Annotated in this window: 12 protein-coding genes; 11 read left to right on the plus strand and 1 reads right to left on the minus strand. The window is 56.3% G+C overall.

The genetic code is table 11. The features are described 5' to 3' along the window. Window positions 1-9 precede the first annotated feature (9 nt). Complete coding sequence (locus EJ361_RS14020) at window positions 10-579, minus strand: RNA polymerase sigma factor (protein ID WP_126246259.1); 570 nt, start codon at window positions 577-579, stop codon at window positions 10-12. 317 nt (window positions 580-896) lie between these two features. Here EJ361_RS14020 and EJ361_RS14025 point away from each other — a divergent pair, with 317 nt between their 5' ends. From EJ361_RS14025 to EJ361_RS14075, 11 genes are all read left to right on the plus strand, one after another. Beyond that, the gene (locus EJ361_RS14025) at window positions 897-1,925 is read left to right on the plus strand and encodes a FecR family protein (protein WP_164714235.1); all 1,029 of its coding nucleotides are present in this window, start codon (window positions 897-899) and stop codon (window positions 1,923-1,925) included. A 239-nt stretch (window positions 1,926-2,164) separates the two neighbouring features. Beyond that, window positions 2,165-5,533, plus strand: a complete 3,369-nt coding sequence (locus EJ361_RS14030) for a SusC/RagA family TonB-linked outer membrane protein (RefSeq protein WP_126246261.1) — start codon at window positions 2,165-2,167, stop codon at window positions 5,531-5,533. Window positions 5,534-5,551: 18 nt separating this feature from the next. Continuing rightward, window positions 5,552-7,333 carry a RagB/SusD family nutrient uptake outer membrane protein gene (locus EJ361_RS14035; RefSeq protein WP_126246262.1) on the plus strand — a complete coding sequence of 594 codons (1,782 nt, stop codon included), beginning with the start codon at window positions 5,552-5,554 and terminating at the stop codon, window positions 7,331-7,333. Window positions 7,334-7,476: 143 nt separating this feature from the next. Continuing rightward, the gene (locus tag EJ361_RS14040) at window positions 7,477-7,872 is read left to right on the plus strand and encodes a hypothetical protein (RefSeq protein WP_126246263.1); all 396 of its coding nucleotides are present in this window, start codon (window positions 7,477-7,479) and stop codon (window positions 7,870-7,872) included. Window positions 7,873-8,135: 263 nt separating this feature from the next. After that, window positions 8,136-8,693: an RNA polymerase sigma-70 factor gene (locus EJ361_RS14045; RefSeq protein WP_126246264.1), complete on the plus strand. Its 558-nt coding sequence runs from the start codon at window positions 8,136-8,138 to the stop codon at window positions 8,691-8,693. Window positions 8,694-8,766: 73 nt separating this feature from the next. Beyond that, on the plus strand, window positions 8,767-9,831 hold the full coding sequence (locus tag EJ361_RS14050; RefSeq protein ID WP_126246265.1) for a FecR family protein: 1,065 nt from the start codon (window positions 8,767-8,769) through the stop codon (window positions 9,829-9,831). A 185-nt stretch (window positions 9,832-10,016) separates the two neighbouring features. After that, complete coding sequence (locus tag EJ361_RS14055; protein WP_164714236.1) at window positions 10,017-13,406, plus strand: SusC/RagA family TonB-linked outer membrane protein; 3,390 nt, start codon at window positions 10,017-10,019, stop codon at window positions 13,404-13,406. A gap of 24 nt (window positions 13,407-13,430) precedes the next feature. Next, window positions 13,431-15,125: a RagB/SusD family nutrient uptake outer membrane protein gene (locus tag EJ361_RS14060; RefSeq protein ID WP_126246267.1), complete on the plus strand. Its 1,695-nt coding sequence runs from the start codon at window positions 13,431-13,433 to the stop codon at window positions 15,123-15,125. A 29-nt stretch (window positions 15,126-15,154) separates the two neighbouring features. Beyond that, entirely contained in the window at window positions 15,155-15,598 is a 444-nt protein-coding gene (locus EJ361_RS14065) for a DUF5018-related domain-containing protein (protein ID WP_126246268.1), read from the plus strand. Between the two features lie 60 nt (window positions 15,599-15,658). Continuing rightward, a complete protein-coding gene (locus tag EJ361_RS14070) occupies window positions 15,659-17,896 on the plus strand; it encodes a beta-galactosidase (protein WP_126246269.1) in 2,238 nt (745 codons plus the stop codon). Beyond that, window positions 17,893-19,659, plus strand: a complete 1,767-nt coding sequence (locus tag EJ361_RS14075) for a right-handed parallel beta-helix repeat-containing protein (protein WP_126246270.1) — start codon at window positions 17,893-17,895, stop codon at window positions 19,657-19,659. Before EJ361_RS14070 ends, EJ361_RS14075 begins: the two co-directional genes overlap by 4 nt. Window positions 19,660-19,687: the final 28 nt, after the last annotated feature.

The raw sequence follows: 19,687 nt of genomic DNA on the forward strand, positions 1-19,687 counted from the left end.
GTAGAGGGATCAGATCTTCTTCATCACTTTCATTTCCAGCCGGAAGGTGACGGCGGTAGTGAGTTTTTTCAGGGCGATGGCCAGTTGGTTCTCCACCGTTTTGGTAGACAGTTCCAGGATAGCGGCCACTTCCTTGTACCGGAGGCCGTATTGCTTCACGAGAATGAATATCTCGCGGCATTTGGGCGGCAGTTCGCGGATGGCTTCCTCCATCTTTCCCATCATTTCCGAAGTGATCAGCAACTGTTCCGGATCGGGCGAGAATTGCAGTTGCTCCTCGTCGCTTTCCTGGAGGGGAAGGCTGCGGAGCTGCGATTGCCGGCGGGTATGGTCTACCACCTTGTTTCGGGCGGCTACGAACAGGTACACCTGCGGATTGCGCACATCCCCCAGCTCATGCCGCTTCTGCCAGCATTGTACGAACACGTCGTGCGTGATCTCTTCCGCCACTTCCCTGTCTTTCAACAAAGAGCAGGTGAAACGGAACAACGTCACGAAGAAATGGTCGTAAAACTGCCGGAAAGCAAATTGATCGTTCTCCGCCGTCATTTTCCTGAATAAGGCTGCAGTGTCAGTCATACCGGCTGCAATTTATCATACGTAGATTATGCTAAAGTTAACAAAAGACCAGGATGAAAAAAATAATATAGCGATTCGATTGCCGGTAAAGTATGAAATATTCACGGGAAAAAACAAACTCCCTTTTATTCCGATGCGTCATTTTTTTATCAAACTAAGGCTGTAGTTGTGTTTTGCAAACGATTGACAGGATGGAGTTCCAGGCGATTGAAAAAAAAAGGGGTTTTCTTTTGGGGGTTTTTGGAAGCGGATATCGTCCTTCTGATGTAAAAGGTCCTATTCAGATGCATGAAACACAAGAGCGTTTATTTTTATTAATGTCCAGGAAAGTGGCGAACGAGGCAACGGCAGGGGAGCTGGAAGAGCTGGAGCGGTTGCTGGTTGCTGAGCCCGGGCTTCACTATACCTTGAACATGGTGGAAGAACTGACCCCGCTTCCCAAACCCGGCGACGCCGCCACGGAAGATGAATTGCGCCGTAAAGAGCGCGGGCTGGGCAAGCTCGACGAGCTGCTGGCGCCCGCCCCGGCCATCCGCCGGAGGATGATGCCCAGGCGATGGCTGGCCGCGGCCGGCGTGGCCCTGCTGGCCGGCGCAGGCGGAGTATTGTACTGGATGACGGGGACATCGGCCCGGCAATCCGTTGCCGAAACGGCTTTTGGCGTAACGAGGAAAGAGGTGCTGCTGCCCGACGGGTCGCGCGTGGTCCTCAACGCCGGCAGCAAACTGACATATGATTCCACCGCGCTGGCGAACGGAGAGCGGACCGTGACGCTCATGGGAGAGGGGTTTTTCGATGTGAAAGCCAGTGCAGAGCATCCGTTCGTTATCCGGACGGGGAAAGTAGACGTGCGGGTGCTGGGCACCACTTTCAATCTGAAAGCCTATCCGAAAGATAACCGTGTCGAGACGTTCCTCATTACCGGGAAGGTGGAGATCGCCTATAAAACGAAAGGGGAGGAAGCCCAGGTGAGATTGCGGCCCCTCGAGAGGCTGGTGATCGATCTGCCCGCTACGGGAGATGCGCCGGCGGCTACCCTGAAACCGCTGCCGCCGGAAACGGACGTGCAGAATATGGGCAGCATGGCGTCGGCGACGCAAACGAATCCCGAGCCCGCCTGGATGCAGGGGCGCCTGGAATTCGAAAATGTCACCTTCGAACAGCTGGCCAACGAGCTGGAACGCTGGTATAACGTAAGTATAACATTGAACAATGATAAGCTGAAAGGCGAGGTCTTCTCCGGCGCCTTTAACAACAAGCCGCTGCCCGAGGTACTTCAGGCGCTGCAATTGACGATGCAGTTCCAATACAAATCACTGGGCGATCATCAAATTGAAATCTGGTAAAACATTTACGTATCAAAAAGCTGCGCCTATGATATAGCAACATTACTCCGCTGACCATGGCCACAAAAAAAAGGAAGTGCGGCAACACCTCCTTTTATATGCTGGCTGAAAACTGCCGCCTTGTCTTGAGAACACAGGGGACGGCTATCTTATTCAACCGACAATCCAAAAATATGAAAAAAATCCGTACATGCATTTTTCCTGTACCTGAAGAGCGATTAAAAAAAATATTACTGCGTATGAAATTGACTTCCGTACTGCTGCTGGCTGCATTTCTGCAGGTAAGCGCAAATGGATATTCGCAGGAAAAGCTCAGCCTGGATTACGCCAACATCAATATCAAGAAACTGTTGACGCTGGTAAGCAAGAAAAGTGATTACACTTTCCTTTACCGCAACGTAACCATCCCTGACAAAACAGTGAACATCCGCGTAAAAGACGCGCACGTGATCGACATCCTGCGGGAAACCCTCGCCGGCACCGATCTCACCTTCAGACTGCTTTCCGGAAAGCTGATCGTGATTACGCCCAGCGGGGAAACCGTGGTGGCCAGGCCCGTCCGCGGCATCGTGCGGTCCGAAGACGGGACGCCGCTCATCGGCGTGACCGTCATGGTAAAAGGTTCTACCAAAGGCACGCAGACCGATGTGACGGGGCATTTCTCCCTCGAAGCGCCGGAAGGGGCCACCCTCGTATTTTCTTACATCGGGCACGAATCGCAGGAAATTGTAGCCGGTCCCGGCGATCTGCAGATCGTCCTGAAAGCCGGCTCCAGCGGGTTGACGGAAATTGTAGTGGTAGGATATGGCGCGCAGAAGAAAGTGAATCTCAGCGGCGCGGTAGACATGGTTTCCGGCAAAGAGCTCCAGAACCGGCCCATCAACAACATCGCCACCGGCCTGCAAGGCCTGCTGCCCAACCTCAATATTACCCTCAGCAACGGCCGCGTTACTTCCAATCCCGCATTTAACGTGCGCGGTCTTACTTCGCTGACGGAAGGCGGGCCCTTCATCCTCGTAGACAACGTTCCGGCAACGCCCGACGAGCTGAACCGCCTCAATCCGGCCGATATCGAAAACGTTACGGTGTTGAAAGACGCGTCTGCCGCGGCCATCTACGGTGCCCGCGCCGCCTTCGGCGTGATCCTCATCACCACCAGGTCCGGCACTTCCGACAGAATTTCCATCTCCGTGAACACGAACTACGCGCTCCGCAACCTGGGCGCCGTTCCGAAGCTCGTAACCGATCCCTACCTGACGATGGATTATAAACACCGCGCCGCCACGCCGCTGTACAACCTGTACCCGGACGCCGTGCGCGAATACGCGAAGAAACGCTCCGCCGACCCTTCGCTCCCTGCCGTGATCGTGGACCCGACCGACGCTACCAGATATGCCTATTACGGTACCACCGACTGGCTCCACGAGGCTTACAAGAACTCGGCGCCTACGTCTACCACCAACTTCAGCGTATCGCAAAAGAGCGAGAAAGTGGCGTATTACCTCTCCGGTGAATACTTCCGCTACGAAGGCCAGCTGAAATACGGCAACGATATCATGAACCGGTACAACCTCCGCGCGAAAGTGAACTATCAACTGACCGACCGCATCAAACTCGGCGCCAACACCACATTCTCCAGCCGCGATTACGATGCGCCGGTATTCCTCGACGGCAACTTTTTCCATGAACTGAACCGCATCCCGTCGCTGTCCGTTCTCCGCAACCCCGACGGCAGCTGGACCAAAGACGGCGGCTATCTTTTCGGAAGGCTGCAAACCGGCGGCCGGACCAAGAACTACATCAACGAATATACCGCCACGCTGAATGGTGAACTGAACATCATCAAAGACGTGTGGGACCTGAAGGGCGACGCTACCATCCGCCGCACCAACAATACCGTCAACTCCTTTGACATTCAGGTGCCGTACTACGACGGCCCCGGCCAACCCGTAAAATACACCGGCGCCAATCCTTCCTACGCCACCACTGGCGACGATGCCGCGCGATACAACGTGTTCAACGTATATACCGATTTTCACAAGACGTTCGCGAAGAAGCACTACGTGCAGGCATTGGCAGGTTTTAACCAGGAATACCGTTACGACGAATCCGCCCGCGCTACGCGCCAGGGCCTCATCAGCACATCGCTGCCTACGCCGCAGCTGGCCACGGGCACCGCTACCCAGCGGCAAACGATCACAGACTGGGCGGTGCAGGGGCTGTTTTACCGGTTGAATTATATTTATGACGACAGGTACATCCTGGAACTGAACGGCCGGTACGACGGTACCTCCCGCTTCCCGACCAAAGACCGCTGGGGCTTCTTCCCGTCGGTGTCAGCAGCTTGGGTGGTAACGGGCGAGAATTTCTTCAAGCCGGTGGCGCAGGCCATCCATCTGGATTTCCTGAAGTTGCGCGGATCGTACGGTTCCCTCGGCAACCAGGCCATTTCGCAGGCATACGCTTACATCCCCACCATGGGCTCGGGCCAGATCGGCCAGATCCTCGACGGGGCGCGGCCAATGATGGTAAACCAGCCCGGGGCTGTTTCCGCTTCCCTCACCTGGGAAAAGATACAGACGCGCAACTTCGGCGTGAATATGTCGTGGCTCAATAACCGCCTGGGTATCGACGCCGATATTTACACCCGCGAAACCAAAGACATGCTTGTAAAAAGCAAGACGCTGCCCGCCGTATTCGGTACCGGCGAGCCCCGTGAGAACGGCGCTTCGCTGAAAACGAAAGGTTGGGAGCTGAGCCTGAAATGGAGCGATAACGTGAAAGTTGGCGGATCGCCGCTGAATTATTCCGCAAGGTTCATCCTGGCAAACAGCCGGTCTTATATCACAAAATACGACAACCCCACCCGCCTGATCGGCGACCGTTACGTGGGCGAGGAATGGGGCGAGATCTGGGGCTTCACCTCGGCAGGGTTCTTCCAGTCTGAAGAGGAACTGAAAAACTGGCCCGACCAGACGGAAGTAGGTTCCGACGATCAGAAATACAAATTCTATGTGGGCGACCTGAAATTCGCCGACCTGAATGGTGATAAGAAGATCGATTACGGCAAGAATACCGTGGACGATCCGGGAGACCGCCGCGTGATCGGGAACAGAAGCATCCGGTTGCCGTATAGCCTGGACCTGAGCGCAGACTGGAAAGGCTTTGACCTGCGGGTGTTCTTCCAGGGCGTGGGCAAGCGCGACTGGTACCCCAACCCCGGCAACCACTACTTCTGGGGCGTATACGCACAACCCTGGGCCAACGTACAGGTGCACAACCTCGACGCCTGGACCCCCGAAAATCCCAACGGCTACTTCCCCCGCCTCAAAGCCTACATCGCGGAAGACGGTTCGGAACTGGGCGCCGCGCAAACCAGGTACCTCCAGAACGCAGCCTACCTGCGCCTGAAGAACGTGACCGTCGGCTATACGCTCCCGGGCACACTGACCCGTAAAGCCCGCATCGAAAGACTGCGCATTTATTTCAGCGCGGAAAATATCTGGACCCGCTCTCACCTGAAAGCGAAGATCGATCCGGAAGGACTGGACGGTTCCGTGTATCCCTTCCAGCAAACCTACTCCGGCGGCCTGAACCTGAATTTTTAACGGATAAGCTAACAACACATGAAAAAGATCAGTTTTTATATATGTTTCGGAATGGCGACTGTGGCGGCAGTTTCGTGCAAGAAGAACTTCCTCGACCGTTTCCCGAAAACAGAAGTAACGAAAGAAGTGTTCTTCAATAACCCGCAGGACCTCGAGACCTACACCAATGGGTTTTATGGGATGCAACCCATTCCATACCAGGATATTGAGTCCGACAACACCAGCAACTACCAGGCTGCCAACTACCTCGACGATCTGGTGCGGGGTACGATCACACCGGTGACCGCCGGCGGATGGGGCGGATGGGGCGACCTGCGCCGTATCAACTTCATGCTCGTGAACGCGGGCAAGGCACAGGGCGACGCCGCGGCGATCCGTCATTTTATCGGCATCGCGAAATACTTCAGGGCGATATTCTACTTCTCCAAACTGCGCGATTATTCCGACGTGCCCTGGTACGGAAAGCCACTGGCAACCGACGATCCCGATCTCTACAAAGGCCGCGACACCCGCGCGCTCATCGCGGATTCCATTTTGGCCGACCTCAACTACGCCGTTGAAAATATCAAACCCGACGAAGGCAACCGCACCCGTGTCACCAAATGGGCAGCGCTCGCATTGCTGAGCCGGTTCGGCTTGTACGAAGGCACATTCCGGAAATACCATCCGGAAGTAAACCTCACCAACGAAGGGAAAAAATTCCTGGAACGTTCCGTTTGGGCATCCGAACAGATCATGGGCAGCAACCGGTTTACCATCAACAATACCGGGAAAGGTGGGGAAGACTATCGCGCCCTGTTTTGCAGCGCCACCCTCAACGGCGTGAAGGAAATCATCATGTGGGCCGACTACCAGCAGGCGCTGGGCACAGCCAACAACACGCATACCGTGTTGGGCTACCAGTGGGCGCTGAGCAACAGCCTGGCCGAAACCTACCTCATGAAAGACGGAACGCCTTTCACCGCGCAGCCCGGCTATGCCACAAAAACCTTGCTGGAAGTGCTCGCCGACCGCGACCCCCGCATGAACGAAACCATCGCCTCGCCCGGTTTTTCGCCGAACCAGGATAGCAAGCCCTACGTGATCAAACCCACCATCGGCGGGTACGACCAGGTGAAATTCTATCCCCGCCTGCCGTCGCAGCGCCAGGGCTGGAACTCGAACTACACCGCGCTCCCCATCTACCGTTACGCCGAAGTGCTGTTGAACCTCGCCGAAGCGAAAGCGGAACTGGGCACCATCACGGCAACCGACCTCAACAACACCGTAAATCTCCTCCGCGCCCGTGTGCAAATGCCCGCCATGACGTTGACGCCCGCGGCAGACCCCGTACTGGCTGCCCAGTATCCCGGCGTTACGAACACCCTGCTGCTGGAGCTGCGCCGCGAAAGAAGGGTAGAGCTCGCCTGCGAAGGCCTGCGTTTCTCCGACCTCTTGCGCTGGAAAGCCGGCGCCCGCCTGCAAGATGCACCGGGCGGCATGTACGTGCCCGCACTCGGCGCTATGGACGTGACGGGAGACGGTACACCGGATATCGCCATACTGGCCAGTCCGAACGATGAATCTCCGATCGCCGGGCTGCCGGAAGACGTGATGAAAAAACTCACCAAATTCCACCTGAAAGATGCCACCGGGAAGGATAACAACTTCTATCTCTCCGGAGGTAACAAAGGCCGCATCATGTTCACCGTAGACCGCGATCAGCCGCGGACATTCGTGGAACCGAAGTATTACTATCGACCTATTCCCCAGACGCAGACGGTGCTGAACCCTGCGCTGAAACAGATATTCGGTTGGTAATGGAAAGGGACCGAAATCCAACAGCTACCGGTGCTTGCACCGGTAGCTCCCTCTTCCTGAAATTACCCTGTTGATCCCCGGTCCGACTACTGCTTTGCGTGGGCTTTAATTCCTCATTATTCACTTCCAGAAAATTAAAACCCATGAAAAAAATCCTTCTTTGCACCCTGTTTTGTTTCATCACATTTGCGCCCGCTTTCAACATCTCCCAGGCTAACGCTGCCGTAGCGAAAGTCTTCAGCCAGGTTTACGGCTTCAAAACCTGGGACGATTACCCGCATTCGCCCGCCCCGGCAAGCTATACCGTTGCCCTGAACAGCGGCGGCTCCGCCACGATGATCGTATACGGCAACCCGCTTTCGCCCGACTATATTACGGTTGACGGTTACCTGATGACCGTCACCAGCACCAATCATTCCTTCGACGGCCTCGAAACGATCGAGGAATGGACCGGCACTGTGAATGGCACGCCCATGCATTTCAAAGCGAGACAGATCTATAACTACCTGACGCTCCAGGGCTGGTACGGTAGCTTGTAATTTTACCCGCCCGCGCAAAGCAGATTCCAGATACAGGCAAAACGGGCACCGTTGCAACGGTGCCTGTTTGCTGTTTTGCATATCGTTCGCTACAGCACCGACAGGCACCGGGCGCAATATTGCCAGGCCATCTTTCCCGTTCTGCCAATCGGATTGCAATCGTTTCCATAATATTTTTTTCCTATTTCGTGGCGGAAATTTCGCCGATGTTTGATTTCGTGTAGAATAAGTGTAATTTGAACATCTGATAATCGGTTCCGTACATGCTGAGTAACTGGCAGGAAAAAATTGCGCTACATGGAGACGTGGCTTCTTTCGAGGAGTTGTACCTGCATTATTCCCCCGAGCTGCTTCGGTTTGGGATGTCGTTCCTGTCGGACCGGGAGATGGTGGAAGATATCGTTGCGGAAACATTTGCGGGGTTGTGGAAGAAGCGGGAAAAGCTGGCGGAGATCGATAATATCCGGGTGTACCTTTACGCATGCATCCGTAACGCAGCATTGAACCATCTCCAGCACCAGCAGAAGCGGATGTTTTTTCCGTTCGACCAGCTGAATGTGGAGCTGCAACCTTTTTTCGAGACGCAGGACCCCGAGCGCCAGTGCATCGACCGGGAGTTGCAGGCAGCCGTGGCGCGGGCGGTAGACGCCCTGCCGCCCAAATGCCGCATGATCTTCCGGCTCGCCCGGGAAGAGGGGCTCCGATACAAGGAGATCGCCGCCATTCTTAATATTTCGGTCAGAACGATCGACAGCCAGGTCGCCATTGCGCTGAAACGCATCCATGCCGCCATTTCTCCCTACCTGGTCCGTTACCCGTAAAAAATATTATCCTTTCTTTTAGGTGATCGGCACGGCGGATTTGTCTTATAATCAAATCCAATACTTCTTTTTCATGTCTGCCGATAGATACTGGATACTCACTGCCCGCAAACTCAGTGGTGAAATAACCGAGGCGGAGCTGGCGGAACTGGCTGCCATGGAGGTCCCCGGACCGGAGAACGACGCCGCGCTCTCACTCATGGCCAAACATTGGCCGGCCGCACCACCCCCTGTCGACGAAGCCGGAAGGAACCGCATGCTGGAACGCCTGCGCAGGAAGATGTCGGAAGCGGCGGAAGACGGCACGGAGCCTGAAATGGTGCCGGAAATATCGCATAGGCGTTCCCGCCGCCGTAGCATCCTAACCTGGTCGGGCCTCGCTGCGGCCTGCCTGGCCGGAATTTTCCTCATCCGTCATTATACGGCCCAACCGCAATATCCGGCCCACGAAATCGTGGCCAGGCCGGGTATCAAATCGAGTATCACGTTGCCGGACGGGACTTCCGTTTGGTTGAACGCTGGCAGCACGCTCACTTACGACGAAGGCTTCGGCACGGCAAACCGGCGCATCAGGCTGGTAGGCGAAGCCTATTTCGATGTGGCGGCCGAGCCGGAGCTACCCTTCGTTATTTCGGCGCCCAACGTGGAAGTGACCGTTCTCGGCACCGCTTTCAACCTCAAGGCTTACGAAGGGGAATCTTCGGTGGAAACGGCGTTACTGAGCGGCAGCCTCCAGGTAAAATATCCCATCGGCGGGAAGAACGAGACCGTTCTCCTCAAACCGATGGAAAAACTGAAGATCGACCGGAGCGGGAGGCAGGAGAAGGAATCCATCGCGATCGAATCGCTGCAGGTAAGACCGGGCAACGATAGCCTTATCGCTGAAATCGCGTGGAAAGACAATACGCTTATCTGCGACAGGGAACCTTTTCCCATGCTCGCCGTCCGCCTGGAAAGATGGTTCAACGTAAACTTCCGCATCGACGGTGGGAAAGCCGCCGCACTCGAATTTACCGCATCATTGAAAGGGGAAAGGCTGGAAGAAGTGCTCCAGGCACTGAAAGCCGCATCAGGCAACAAGTTCGATTATGAATACGATCGCGCGACGCGCACTGTGAGCATTTCGGACCGTAATTAATATGTAATCAACCAAATCACACTCATCAAAATCCACGAATCGTTATGAAAATGAATTCCACTTAACATTCTCTGCCATCGAAAAGGGGAATGCGGTCACATTCCCCTTCAGAAAGTTATCTGTATGGATGCCCTCCGCTTGGAAAGGGTACGGGCATCTATTGTCTAACCATCTCAATCAAAGGTATGAAAAAATTAATCAGGACCTGCGGCTTGCCGTACCGGCCTGCTATCACCCAGTGCATTAAAGTTATGAAGATCACTTTCCTGCTGCTGATCGCCTGCCTCCAGTTGCAGGCCGGGTTCTCGCAAAAGAGGATCACGGTCCGCTTCGACCAGGCCAGTCTCAAGGAAGCGCTACGCCAGATAGAGTTGCGCACTTCCTTACGGTTCATATACAACGACGACCTGCTGCCCGCCGGCAAAACGGTCAGTCTTTCCCTGCAAAACGCCAAAGTGGAAGACGTACTGTCTGCCGTGCTCGACGGCACCTCGCTGCGCTGGTCCATTCAATCGTCCGGCATGGTCGTGATTTCGCCGGACCCCGGCGAAACGGCGCGTTTCCTCGTTGTCAGGGGAACGGTCAGAGACACGGCCGGCGCGCCGTTGCCGGGAGCCATCATCCGGCAGAAAGACGGGCCGGCAGGCACTACCGCCTCCGAAACGGGCGCTTTCGAGCTGAACGTCCCCGAAGGCACGGTGCTCATTTTTTCACTCATCGGTTACGAAACCCGTGAGCTGCCCGCTTCCGCCGCTCCGATGGACGTTCAGCTCAAAATAACCACCAGCGCGCTGGAGCAGGTAGTAGTGGTAGGTTACGGCAGCGATACCCGCCGCAAACTCGTAACCTCCGTTTCCACCATCAAAACCGACAAGATGGCGTCGCTGCCGTTCAATAACCTCGCCGATGCGCTGGCGGGCCGTGCGCCCGGTGTGCTGACCATGAGCTCCGGCGGAGAACCGGGAGTTGGCTCCGCGAGGGTCGCCATCCGGGGCGGCTCCGGGCCCGACAGGGGAGGTCCGCTGTATGTGATCGATAACATCGTATCGTCGAGGTTCGATTTCGAAAACCTCCAGCCGCAAGACATCGAAAATATTTCCATTCTTAAAGACGGCGGTGCCACCGCGGTTTACGGGGCCAGGGGCGCCAACGGCATCATCCTCGTTACCACGAAACGCGGCCGCGCCGGCAAAGTGAATATCAACTTCGGCGTACTGACCGAATTTGCCCGGCCCACCGTGCTCCCCAAACGCGTCAACGCATATAATTACGCACTTGCCCAAAACGCGGCCGCCGCGGCAGACAACCAGCCCGCCGTGTATTCCCCGGGCCGCCTCGATACCATCCTCAACCGGAAAGATCCCTGGGTTTGGCAAGACAACGATTGGTACGACATGACGCTGCGCAATTATACGCCGCAGACCAAATACAGCCTCGACGTCAGCGGAGGGTCCGAAAAAACGACGTATTTCTTTTCACTGGCCTACTTCAACCAGCACAGCAATTACAAAACGGACGTCACCGGCTTCAAACGCTACAACGCACGCGCCAGCATCACCCAGCATTTCGATAAACAGGGCCTGACGGCCGGCGCCAACATGTACGCCACCATCACCAACAACAGGTTCCCCGGCGCTTCGGCATACGAGATATGGAGCCACCTGCAGAACAGTCCGCCGCTCAAGCTCGGCTACAACGAAAACGGTACCTATGCTGCCGGGGTAGACCATCCGCTGGTAGACATCGATGGCCGTTCCGGTTACCGCCGCGACGAGTACCGCAACGTGAACGGCAACCTTACGCTCGATTGGCAGGTGCCCTGGGTGAAAGGTCTGAAAGCCGGGCTGCTGGGTTATTACAAAATCGAAGACCGCTTCCGGAAGGGATGGTTCACCCGCGCGCCGCAGTTCGACAACCTGGGCATCGAACAATACCGTACCCCGCCTTCGCTGGAAGAGATCGTGGACCGTTACCAGGCTACCACGCTGCAGGCCCGGATCGAATACCAGCAGCGTTTCCGTAAACATTCCGTGAACGTACTGGCGCTCTATGAGGAAAGCGAAGAAAAAAGCGAACAGTTGGCTGCCAAAAGGATCAATTTCCCATCGTCTGCCGTAGACCAGCTTTTTGCCGGCAGCAACATCGGCCTCACCAACGGAGGCGTTGCAGGAGAAGGCGGCCGCCGCGGATATGTGGGCCGCGTAAAATATGATTACGACGCCCGCTACATCATCGAGGGTAGCTTCCGGTACGATGGGTCCGACCGCTTTCCCAGGGAGCGCAACAGCAAATGGGGCTTTTTCCCCTCGCTGTCTATCGGATGGGCCGCCAACGAAGAGACATTCTTCCCATTCAAAAATATCTTCGACCAGTTCAAGCTACGGTATACCATGGCAACGGTTGGCAACGACGACGTCCGCGACCCGTCCGGCAACTCCGTCCGTTTCCCTTACCTGCTGAACAGTTATTCCCTCATCGAGAACGCTTATGTGGTAGGCGGGAACCCGATGACGGGGTTCCGGGAAGGCAGCCTGGTAGACAGGTTCGTGCTATCATGGTATTCTACCCGCGATTACAATACGGGACTCGATTTCGCATTGCTGCGCAACCGGTTGAGCGGTACGGTGGAATATTTTTATAAAAGAACGACCGGTTACATCATCAATTCAGCCGCGCGCTACACCACGCCGCTGGGCACCAGCCTGCCGTATGCCTCCTCCGGCTCGGCGTTCAGAAGGCATGGGATGGAACTGCAGCTGAATTATGCAGACCGCGCCGGCAAAGACTTCAATTATTCCATCGGCGGTAACCTGACGATGTACAATGAGCTGTGGGAGCGTAACGACAGCGAAGACAGCATTTCCCTGAAAAACCCCCTCCGCCGCCAGACCCACGCCACCTTCGTTTGGGGCACGGGACTGCACAACCTGGGATATTACCAGACGGTGGACGACATCATCAACAACCCGCGCTACACGCCCGGCGGACAGCTTACCCCCGGCGACATCCGCTACCAGGACACCAACGGCGACGGCAAGATCGACGGAAACGATGCCACCCGCATCGGCAAGCAAAGATTCCCGGCGCTGACCTACGGCGTGAACCTGGCGGCCAGTTACAAGGCTTTCAGCATCGAGATGCTGTGGCAGGGGACCGGCACCCGCACCGTAAGGCTCCAGGGCTCGCTGACGGCTTATACGGCCACTAACCTGGTGTACGACTTCCAGCGCGACTTCTGGACGCCCGGCAACCGCGATGCGCGTTTTCCCCGGCAGTCGCTTTCCTCAGACCGCAATGGCAACAATAACTACGCGCCCGGCGGCACTTCTTCCGATTTCTGGTTGATGGACGCAAGATACCTCCGGCTGAAAAGCCTGCGCATCGCGTTCGACGCGAAGAAGCAGTTCCCCCGGCAACTGGGATTCCTCAACAGCTGCCTGCTGACGCTGAACGGGACGAACCTGCTGACGTTCTCGCCCGTGACAGACTTCTTCGATCCCGAAACTTCCGACGAAAGCAATTACGGATACCCCGTACAGAAAGTCTATTCTGTTGGCCTGAACATCGGATTCTAGTTTTCATCAACAAAAAAGAACGACATGAAAAAAATAATATGGATGGGAGCGGCGATCATCGTATTCTTTACGGCCTGCAAACAGGATTTGCTGGATAAGGGATACCTGGACCGTTTTCCCGAAGAAGCGATCTGGAAAGATAAAAACCTGGCGGAAGGGTTCCTGTTCGGCACCTACGGCAGCGTGCTGCAACTCTACTATAACCAGAAGATCGACGACTGGACGGATAATAACTGTAACAACTATACGAACAACGTAACGCTTGAAAACATCGATAACAGTTATGATGCCGGGTGGAACCAGTACGGCCGGATCCGCAGCTGTAACCTCATACTGGAGAAGCTTGGCGCCAGCACGTTGATTCCCGAAGCAGACAGGAAAGTGATGATGGCCGAAGCGAAATTCCTCCGCGCGATGGTGTACTTCTATCTCGCACAGCGCTTCGGCGGCGTGATGATCGTAGACAAGGTGCTCGATCAGAACACGGAAGATTTCCGCCAGCCGCGCAAAAGCATCGGGGAAACGTACGCGTTCATCCTGAAAGACCTGGAAGATGCGGCGGCCGAACTGCCGGCTTCTGCTCCCACCGGCCGCGCCACGAAAGCCGCGGCGATCGCCATGCGCACACGCGTAGCGCTGCAGGGAGCGGCATACGTGCCCGCAAAAAAGGACGCCTACCTCGATATGGTGCTGAACGATGCCCAGGCCGTGATCGGAATGAGCTACGCGCTCGACGCCGATTATGCCGGGATGTTCAATGATTTTGGGAAAGCACAGGCTTCCAAAGAGCTGATCCTGGCTTATTTCCGCAAAAGTATCAATACGACGTTTTCCGGCACCGCCATGCAATACCTCTGCCCGAACCACGGCAACGAGAAGCTCAATCCCGGATACAACCACCCCGCCTATGTGGAAAGCTTTGAAGGATGGCCGGAACGCTTCCCGTCCCAGAACCTCGTGGATGCGTACGAAGTGATCGACGATGCGGACGGAAAGGCCCGCAAATGGGACCAGTCATCGTACTACCTGGATTTTCTGGCCAATGGCGGCTACGTTTCAAAAGCGATCTACTTCAACCGCGACAAACGTTTCTACGCCACGATCGTATACGATTCCACCAAACTTTTCAATAACGTGGTGTGGACCCGCGCCCTGGGCAATCTCAACCGGCTCAGCAATACCGGTGGGGAATGGGGCGTTTCGGAAACCAACTATTACTACCGCAAAGGGTTATACGAAGCGAAGAAGGTTTGGTACAGCGACCCTACCGACCATCACCAGTCCGTCATCCGGCTCGGCGAAGTTTACCTTAACTACGCTGAAGCGCTCCTGTTGAAGGGCCGTACCGCCGAAGCTGTAGCCGCGATGAACAAAACGAGGGAAACGCACGGCGGTTTGCCGGCGCTGGAAAATCTGTCGCAAGCGCAGGCATGGGCCGCATACAGGAACGAGCGCCGGGTGGATATGGTGTTGGAGGAAGACCGCTACTGGAGCCTCCTCCGATGGGCAAAGTTCAACGGCCTGACCGCTATCCCGGAACTGGCGGAAAGCATCCGGGGAATAGATATCGGGGCCGACGGGCGCTCTTTCACCCTTACAACCATTTCGCTCAACAACAACGCCAACCGCCAGTTCAATCCCCGCAGGTTCCTGTTTCCTGTACCCCTGGCACAGGTGCAGGCCAATCCCAACCTGCTGCCCAATAACGATGGATGGTGATTTTTTGTAAACGATTTAAAAATTGCATGATGAAAAAATACTTGATGATAGGGTTGTGCGTGGCTGCGGGGTTATTGTCTTCCTGCCTGAAAAAGGGACTGGACGAACTGCCGGCTTTCAGCGACGCCAACATCACCCGTTTCGATTTTGAATACCGCTGGAACGACAACGGCGTCTTCCGCGTAGTGCGCTTCAACACCAATGCGCCCGCCATCAACGGGAAAACGATACAGGTTACTACCACCGTTCCCGCCGCCGCCGGAAATTTCCCGGACGCGGAGCGTGGCAAAGTGACCACCGCCAACATCGTGGGCATGTGCGACGTTTCAACGGCCGCATCCATTAAACCCCTCAACGGCGCCCCGGCCCTGGGCGCCCCGGGAGATTACTCAAAGCCCGTTTCCTATGAGGTGACGGCAGCCGACGGTAAAACCAGGAACACCTGGACCCTCGAACTGACGCTCGTTAAATAAACACGGCATCACCTTGGCAGCCCGCAACTCCCGGCGGGCTGCCTTATCTTTTTGTTTCGTATGAAAAAAGCAACTTATCTCACTGCCGTCATATTCACCGGCTGGATGCAAACCTACGGGCAGGTACGTACTTATGAACTGGACGCATCGCGGCAGACTCCCGTGAAACCGGCGCCATTACCGATGAAAGGGGAAAGCCCCGCAGGCAAGACACTGTCGGTCAACAGCCGCTGGTTCGAAATGAACGGAAAACCCTGGTTCCCCATCATGGGCGAGTTCCACTTCAGCCGGTATCCGGAAAAGTACTGGAACGAAACGCTGCAGAAAATGAAGGCAGCCGGCATCTCCATCGTCAGCACCTATGTGCTCTGGAACGGGCACGAACAGCCCATGGGGACCTGGGATTGGTCGGGCAACAGGGACCTTCGCCGGTTTATCGGCCTGTGTGCGGAAAACGGGCTGTACGTATGGTTGCGGATCGGGCCATATTGCAACGCGGAACAGTTGTACGGCGGCCTGCCGGAATGGGTATACCGCATGAAGGGCCGGCGCCGCAACGATCCCGCATATCTCGCTGCCGTACGCCGCTATTACACAGTGGCCGGAGCACAATGCAAGGGCCTCTTCTTCGCCGACGGCGGTCCGGTAATCGGCGTGCAGCTGGAAAACGAATACGCATCCGGGGATAGATCGCATATCGGAACGCTGAAAAAGCTGGCGTTGGACGCAGGTTTCCGCCCTGTTTATTTTTCCGTGACAGCCAATACCGTATTCAACGACGACCGGTTCGAAGCCATCCCGCTGCAGGGCGCCTATCCTTACCGGGGTTGGGAACATGCCGGCGGCAAAGCCACGAAAGATTTCCTGTATGCGAACGATCAGTGGATCATGACGGATGCATTCAGCAAAATGTACTACGACGTCGACAAATACCCGAAAGGCATGTGCGAGCAGGGCGCCGGCAGCCAGATGACCTGGGAGAACCGGTTCGTCGTAGCGCCCGCCGTGGTGGAAGCGCATGTACAGAACCAGCTCGGCCGGGGCGTGAACCTGATGGGCTATTACATGTTCGTTGGCGGAACGCAGATGCCCGGGTTGCGCACCCCGGATTGCCCGGAAAGTTACGACTTCCAGGCGCCTATCGGCGAATTCGGGCTATCGGCCCCCACGCTCGGGTGCCTCAGGCTGCTCCATCATTTTATCCGGGATTTCGGCGAAGCGCTGGCGCCCATGCAGGTGGTGGAGCCGGAAAACCCCGTCCGCAACGAGCTCGACACATCCCGCCTGCGCTATGTGGCCAGGGTGAGCGGCAACGAAGCATTCCTGTTTCTCTGCAACACGCAGGTAAGGGTGGATATGCCCGATAAACACGTCAAATTACGGGTGAAGCTGCCGGACGGTATTGTGGAGTTCCCGGAACTCACGGTCAGGGGTGGAACGGCGCCGGTATTGCCCATAAACCTCTCCGCGAACGGTACCACGATCCGCTACGCCACCGCGCAACCCATCGCAAGGTTCCATTCGGCCGGCCAATTCCATCTCGTATTCACCGAAATCCCCGGCATGACGCCTGAATTCGCGTTCGACGGGCGATCTGTAAAGGAAGTGAAAGCCGACGGATGGGTAATTGTCCGGGAGAACGGACTTATCAGGCTCCGGCCCGCAGGGCCCGGTAAAGCGAGCGTCACCGCGGCCGACGGACGGAAAATGAACTTGCTGCTGGTATCCCGGTCTGACGCGGAAAACAGCTGGCGGCTGAAGGCTTCCGATGGCGAAAAACTGGTGCTGACCTCCGCGCAGGTGCTCGACAAGGGTAAGGAATGGGAACTGCGGCAATTGCAGGACACGGCTTTCGATTTGCGCATTTACCCCGCCAGCAATATCTTGCCGGGCAATTCAGTGGCAGTCGGCCCATGGCGCCGGTATTCCTGGCACGTTCCGGCCTGCCCGGCGGGAATTGTCGCCGATGGGCCGGTAGTGGCATTGCCGGCAACGCTCCCCGGTGGCCTGCGCGACATATTCCTGGAAATCGCCTATACCGGCGGGCATCTCAACGCCGTGCGCGATGGAAAGGTTCTGACGGATAACCTCTACAACGGTCGGCCATGGATGTTCGGCGTTTCACGGTACCTCGGGGGCGGAGCTATTACGTTCCGCGCCATGCCCTGGACGGCGGATATTTCCGGTGTTGATGCAGATGCCGCTGAAAAGGCGAAACGCCTCGGGCCCGCCATACAATCGATCCGGACAATCCCGCAATATTTTCTGACATTGCAACCTACATCGAAATCGAAATGATACAGAGAAGCATGCTTTCCGCCGTCTTGACGGCCTGCGCACTTTCGGCACAGGCGGCATCACCCGGCGACACCGTCCGCGCGGCGGATTTCGGGACGCGGCCCGGCACCTACGAAGACGCCCTGCCGGCCATCCAGCGCGCTATTGCAGCATGTAAAGAGAAGAATGCGGCCGTATTGGTGCTGGAACCGGGGCGATACGACATCTGGCCCGAGCACGCCGCCGAAAGGGAATACTTCATCTCCAACACCTCATCCGAAACGGAGTGCCCGTCCAAAGTGAAGAAAACCGGCCTGCTGTTCGAACGGATGGAGAACTTCACGCTCGAGGGCAATGGCGCACTGCTCGTTTTCCACGGAAAAATGATCACCTGGGTGGTCGATGATTGCAGGAATATCACCGTCAAAGGCATCCGGGTGGATTTCGAAAGGCCGAGCATGTCAGAGCTCACCATCGCCGCTGCCAGCGATTCCGTTGTGGATGCCGCCATTCACCCTGATTCCCGGTACGACATCCGCGACGGGAATTTCCAGTGGTACGGGGAAGGCTGGGGGATGAAACATTTCCACGCCATCAGGGTACATACGGCGGATAGTACATACTGGTACGACAACTGGGCGCCGTTCGACCGGAGCAAGGCAGCACGCACAGGTCCGCTCAGCGTGCGTTTCCGCGGAAATTTCAGGAACAGGAAATTTGTGCCGGGGGATGTGATCACCGTCCGCGATCCAATCCGCGACCATGTGGGCGCTTTCATCAACCGGTCCGAAAACGTACGCCTGCACGATGTGCGGATGCATTACATGCACGGGCTCGGCATCGTGGCGCAGTTTTCGGAGGACCTCACATACGACAGCGTTTTCGTTGTGCCGCGCGACAATGGCCGGCATATCGCCGCGTTTGCGGACTGTATGCACTTTTCCGGCTGCCGCGGCCAGATCAAGATCGAGGATTGCCGCTTCAACGGTGCGCACGACGATCCCGTGAACGTGCATGGTACGCATCTGATGGTGCAGGAAGTGCTTGGCCCCCGGAAGCTGCGGCTCCGTTTCGGACATGCACAGACCTATGGGATGGAGGCTTTCTTCGCCGGAGACAGCACCGCCCTCCTCGATGCCGCTTCCCTGAAAATTTATGCCTGTCCGGTGGTACAACACGCGAAACTGGTATCAGAAAGGGAAATGGAAGTGGAATTCACGAAAGACGTGACCGGTGTCAAGAAAGGCGATGCGTTGGAAAACGTTTCCTGGACGCCTGCACTCACCGTGCGGAATTGCCGTTTCGAGGGAACGAACACGCGGGGATTGCTCGTCACTACCCGCCGGAAAGTCCTCATCGAAAACAACGTCTTCTTCCGCACCGGTATGCATGCGATCCTCATCGCAGACGATGCATCCGGCTGGTACGAATCCGGCCCCGTCACCGATGTGACCATCCGCGGCAATACCTTCCAGGAATGTGCGTACAACAGCGGCAGCCACAATTATACCATCGCCATAGAGCCCGAAGTGAAGAAGCCGGCGCCGGGGAATTTCGTGCACCGGAACATCCGCATTTACGACAATACGTTCCTGCAATACGATTATCCCTTGCTGTTCGCGCGCAGTACCGACGGGCTTTCCTTCACCAACAACCGCATCTACCGGACCGGTTTCAGGCCTTCCGGCGAAGCCAGGGCCAACATCCGGCTGGAAGATTGCATCCATGTGAAAGTGGAAAGGAATATGGAGAAGGGGTTCGGGAAGATAGAAGTATCGAAATAAATGAGTAGGATATTCAGTTGAAAACCTG

Origin of the sequence: Chitinophaga rhizosphaerae (assembly GCF_003958645.1) — a bacterium.
Taxonomy (GTDB): Bacteria; Bacteroidota; Bacteroidia; order Chitinophagales; family Chitinophagaceae; genus Chitinophaga; species Chitinophaga rhizosphaerae.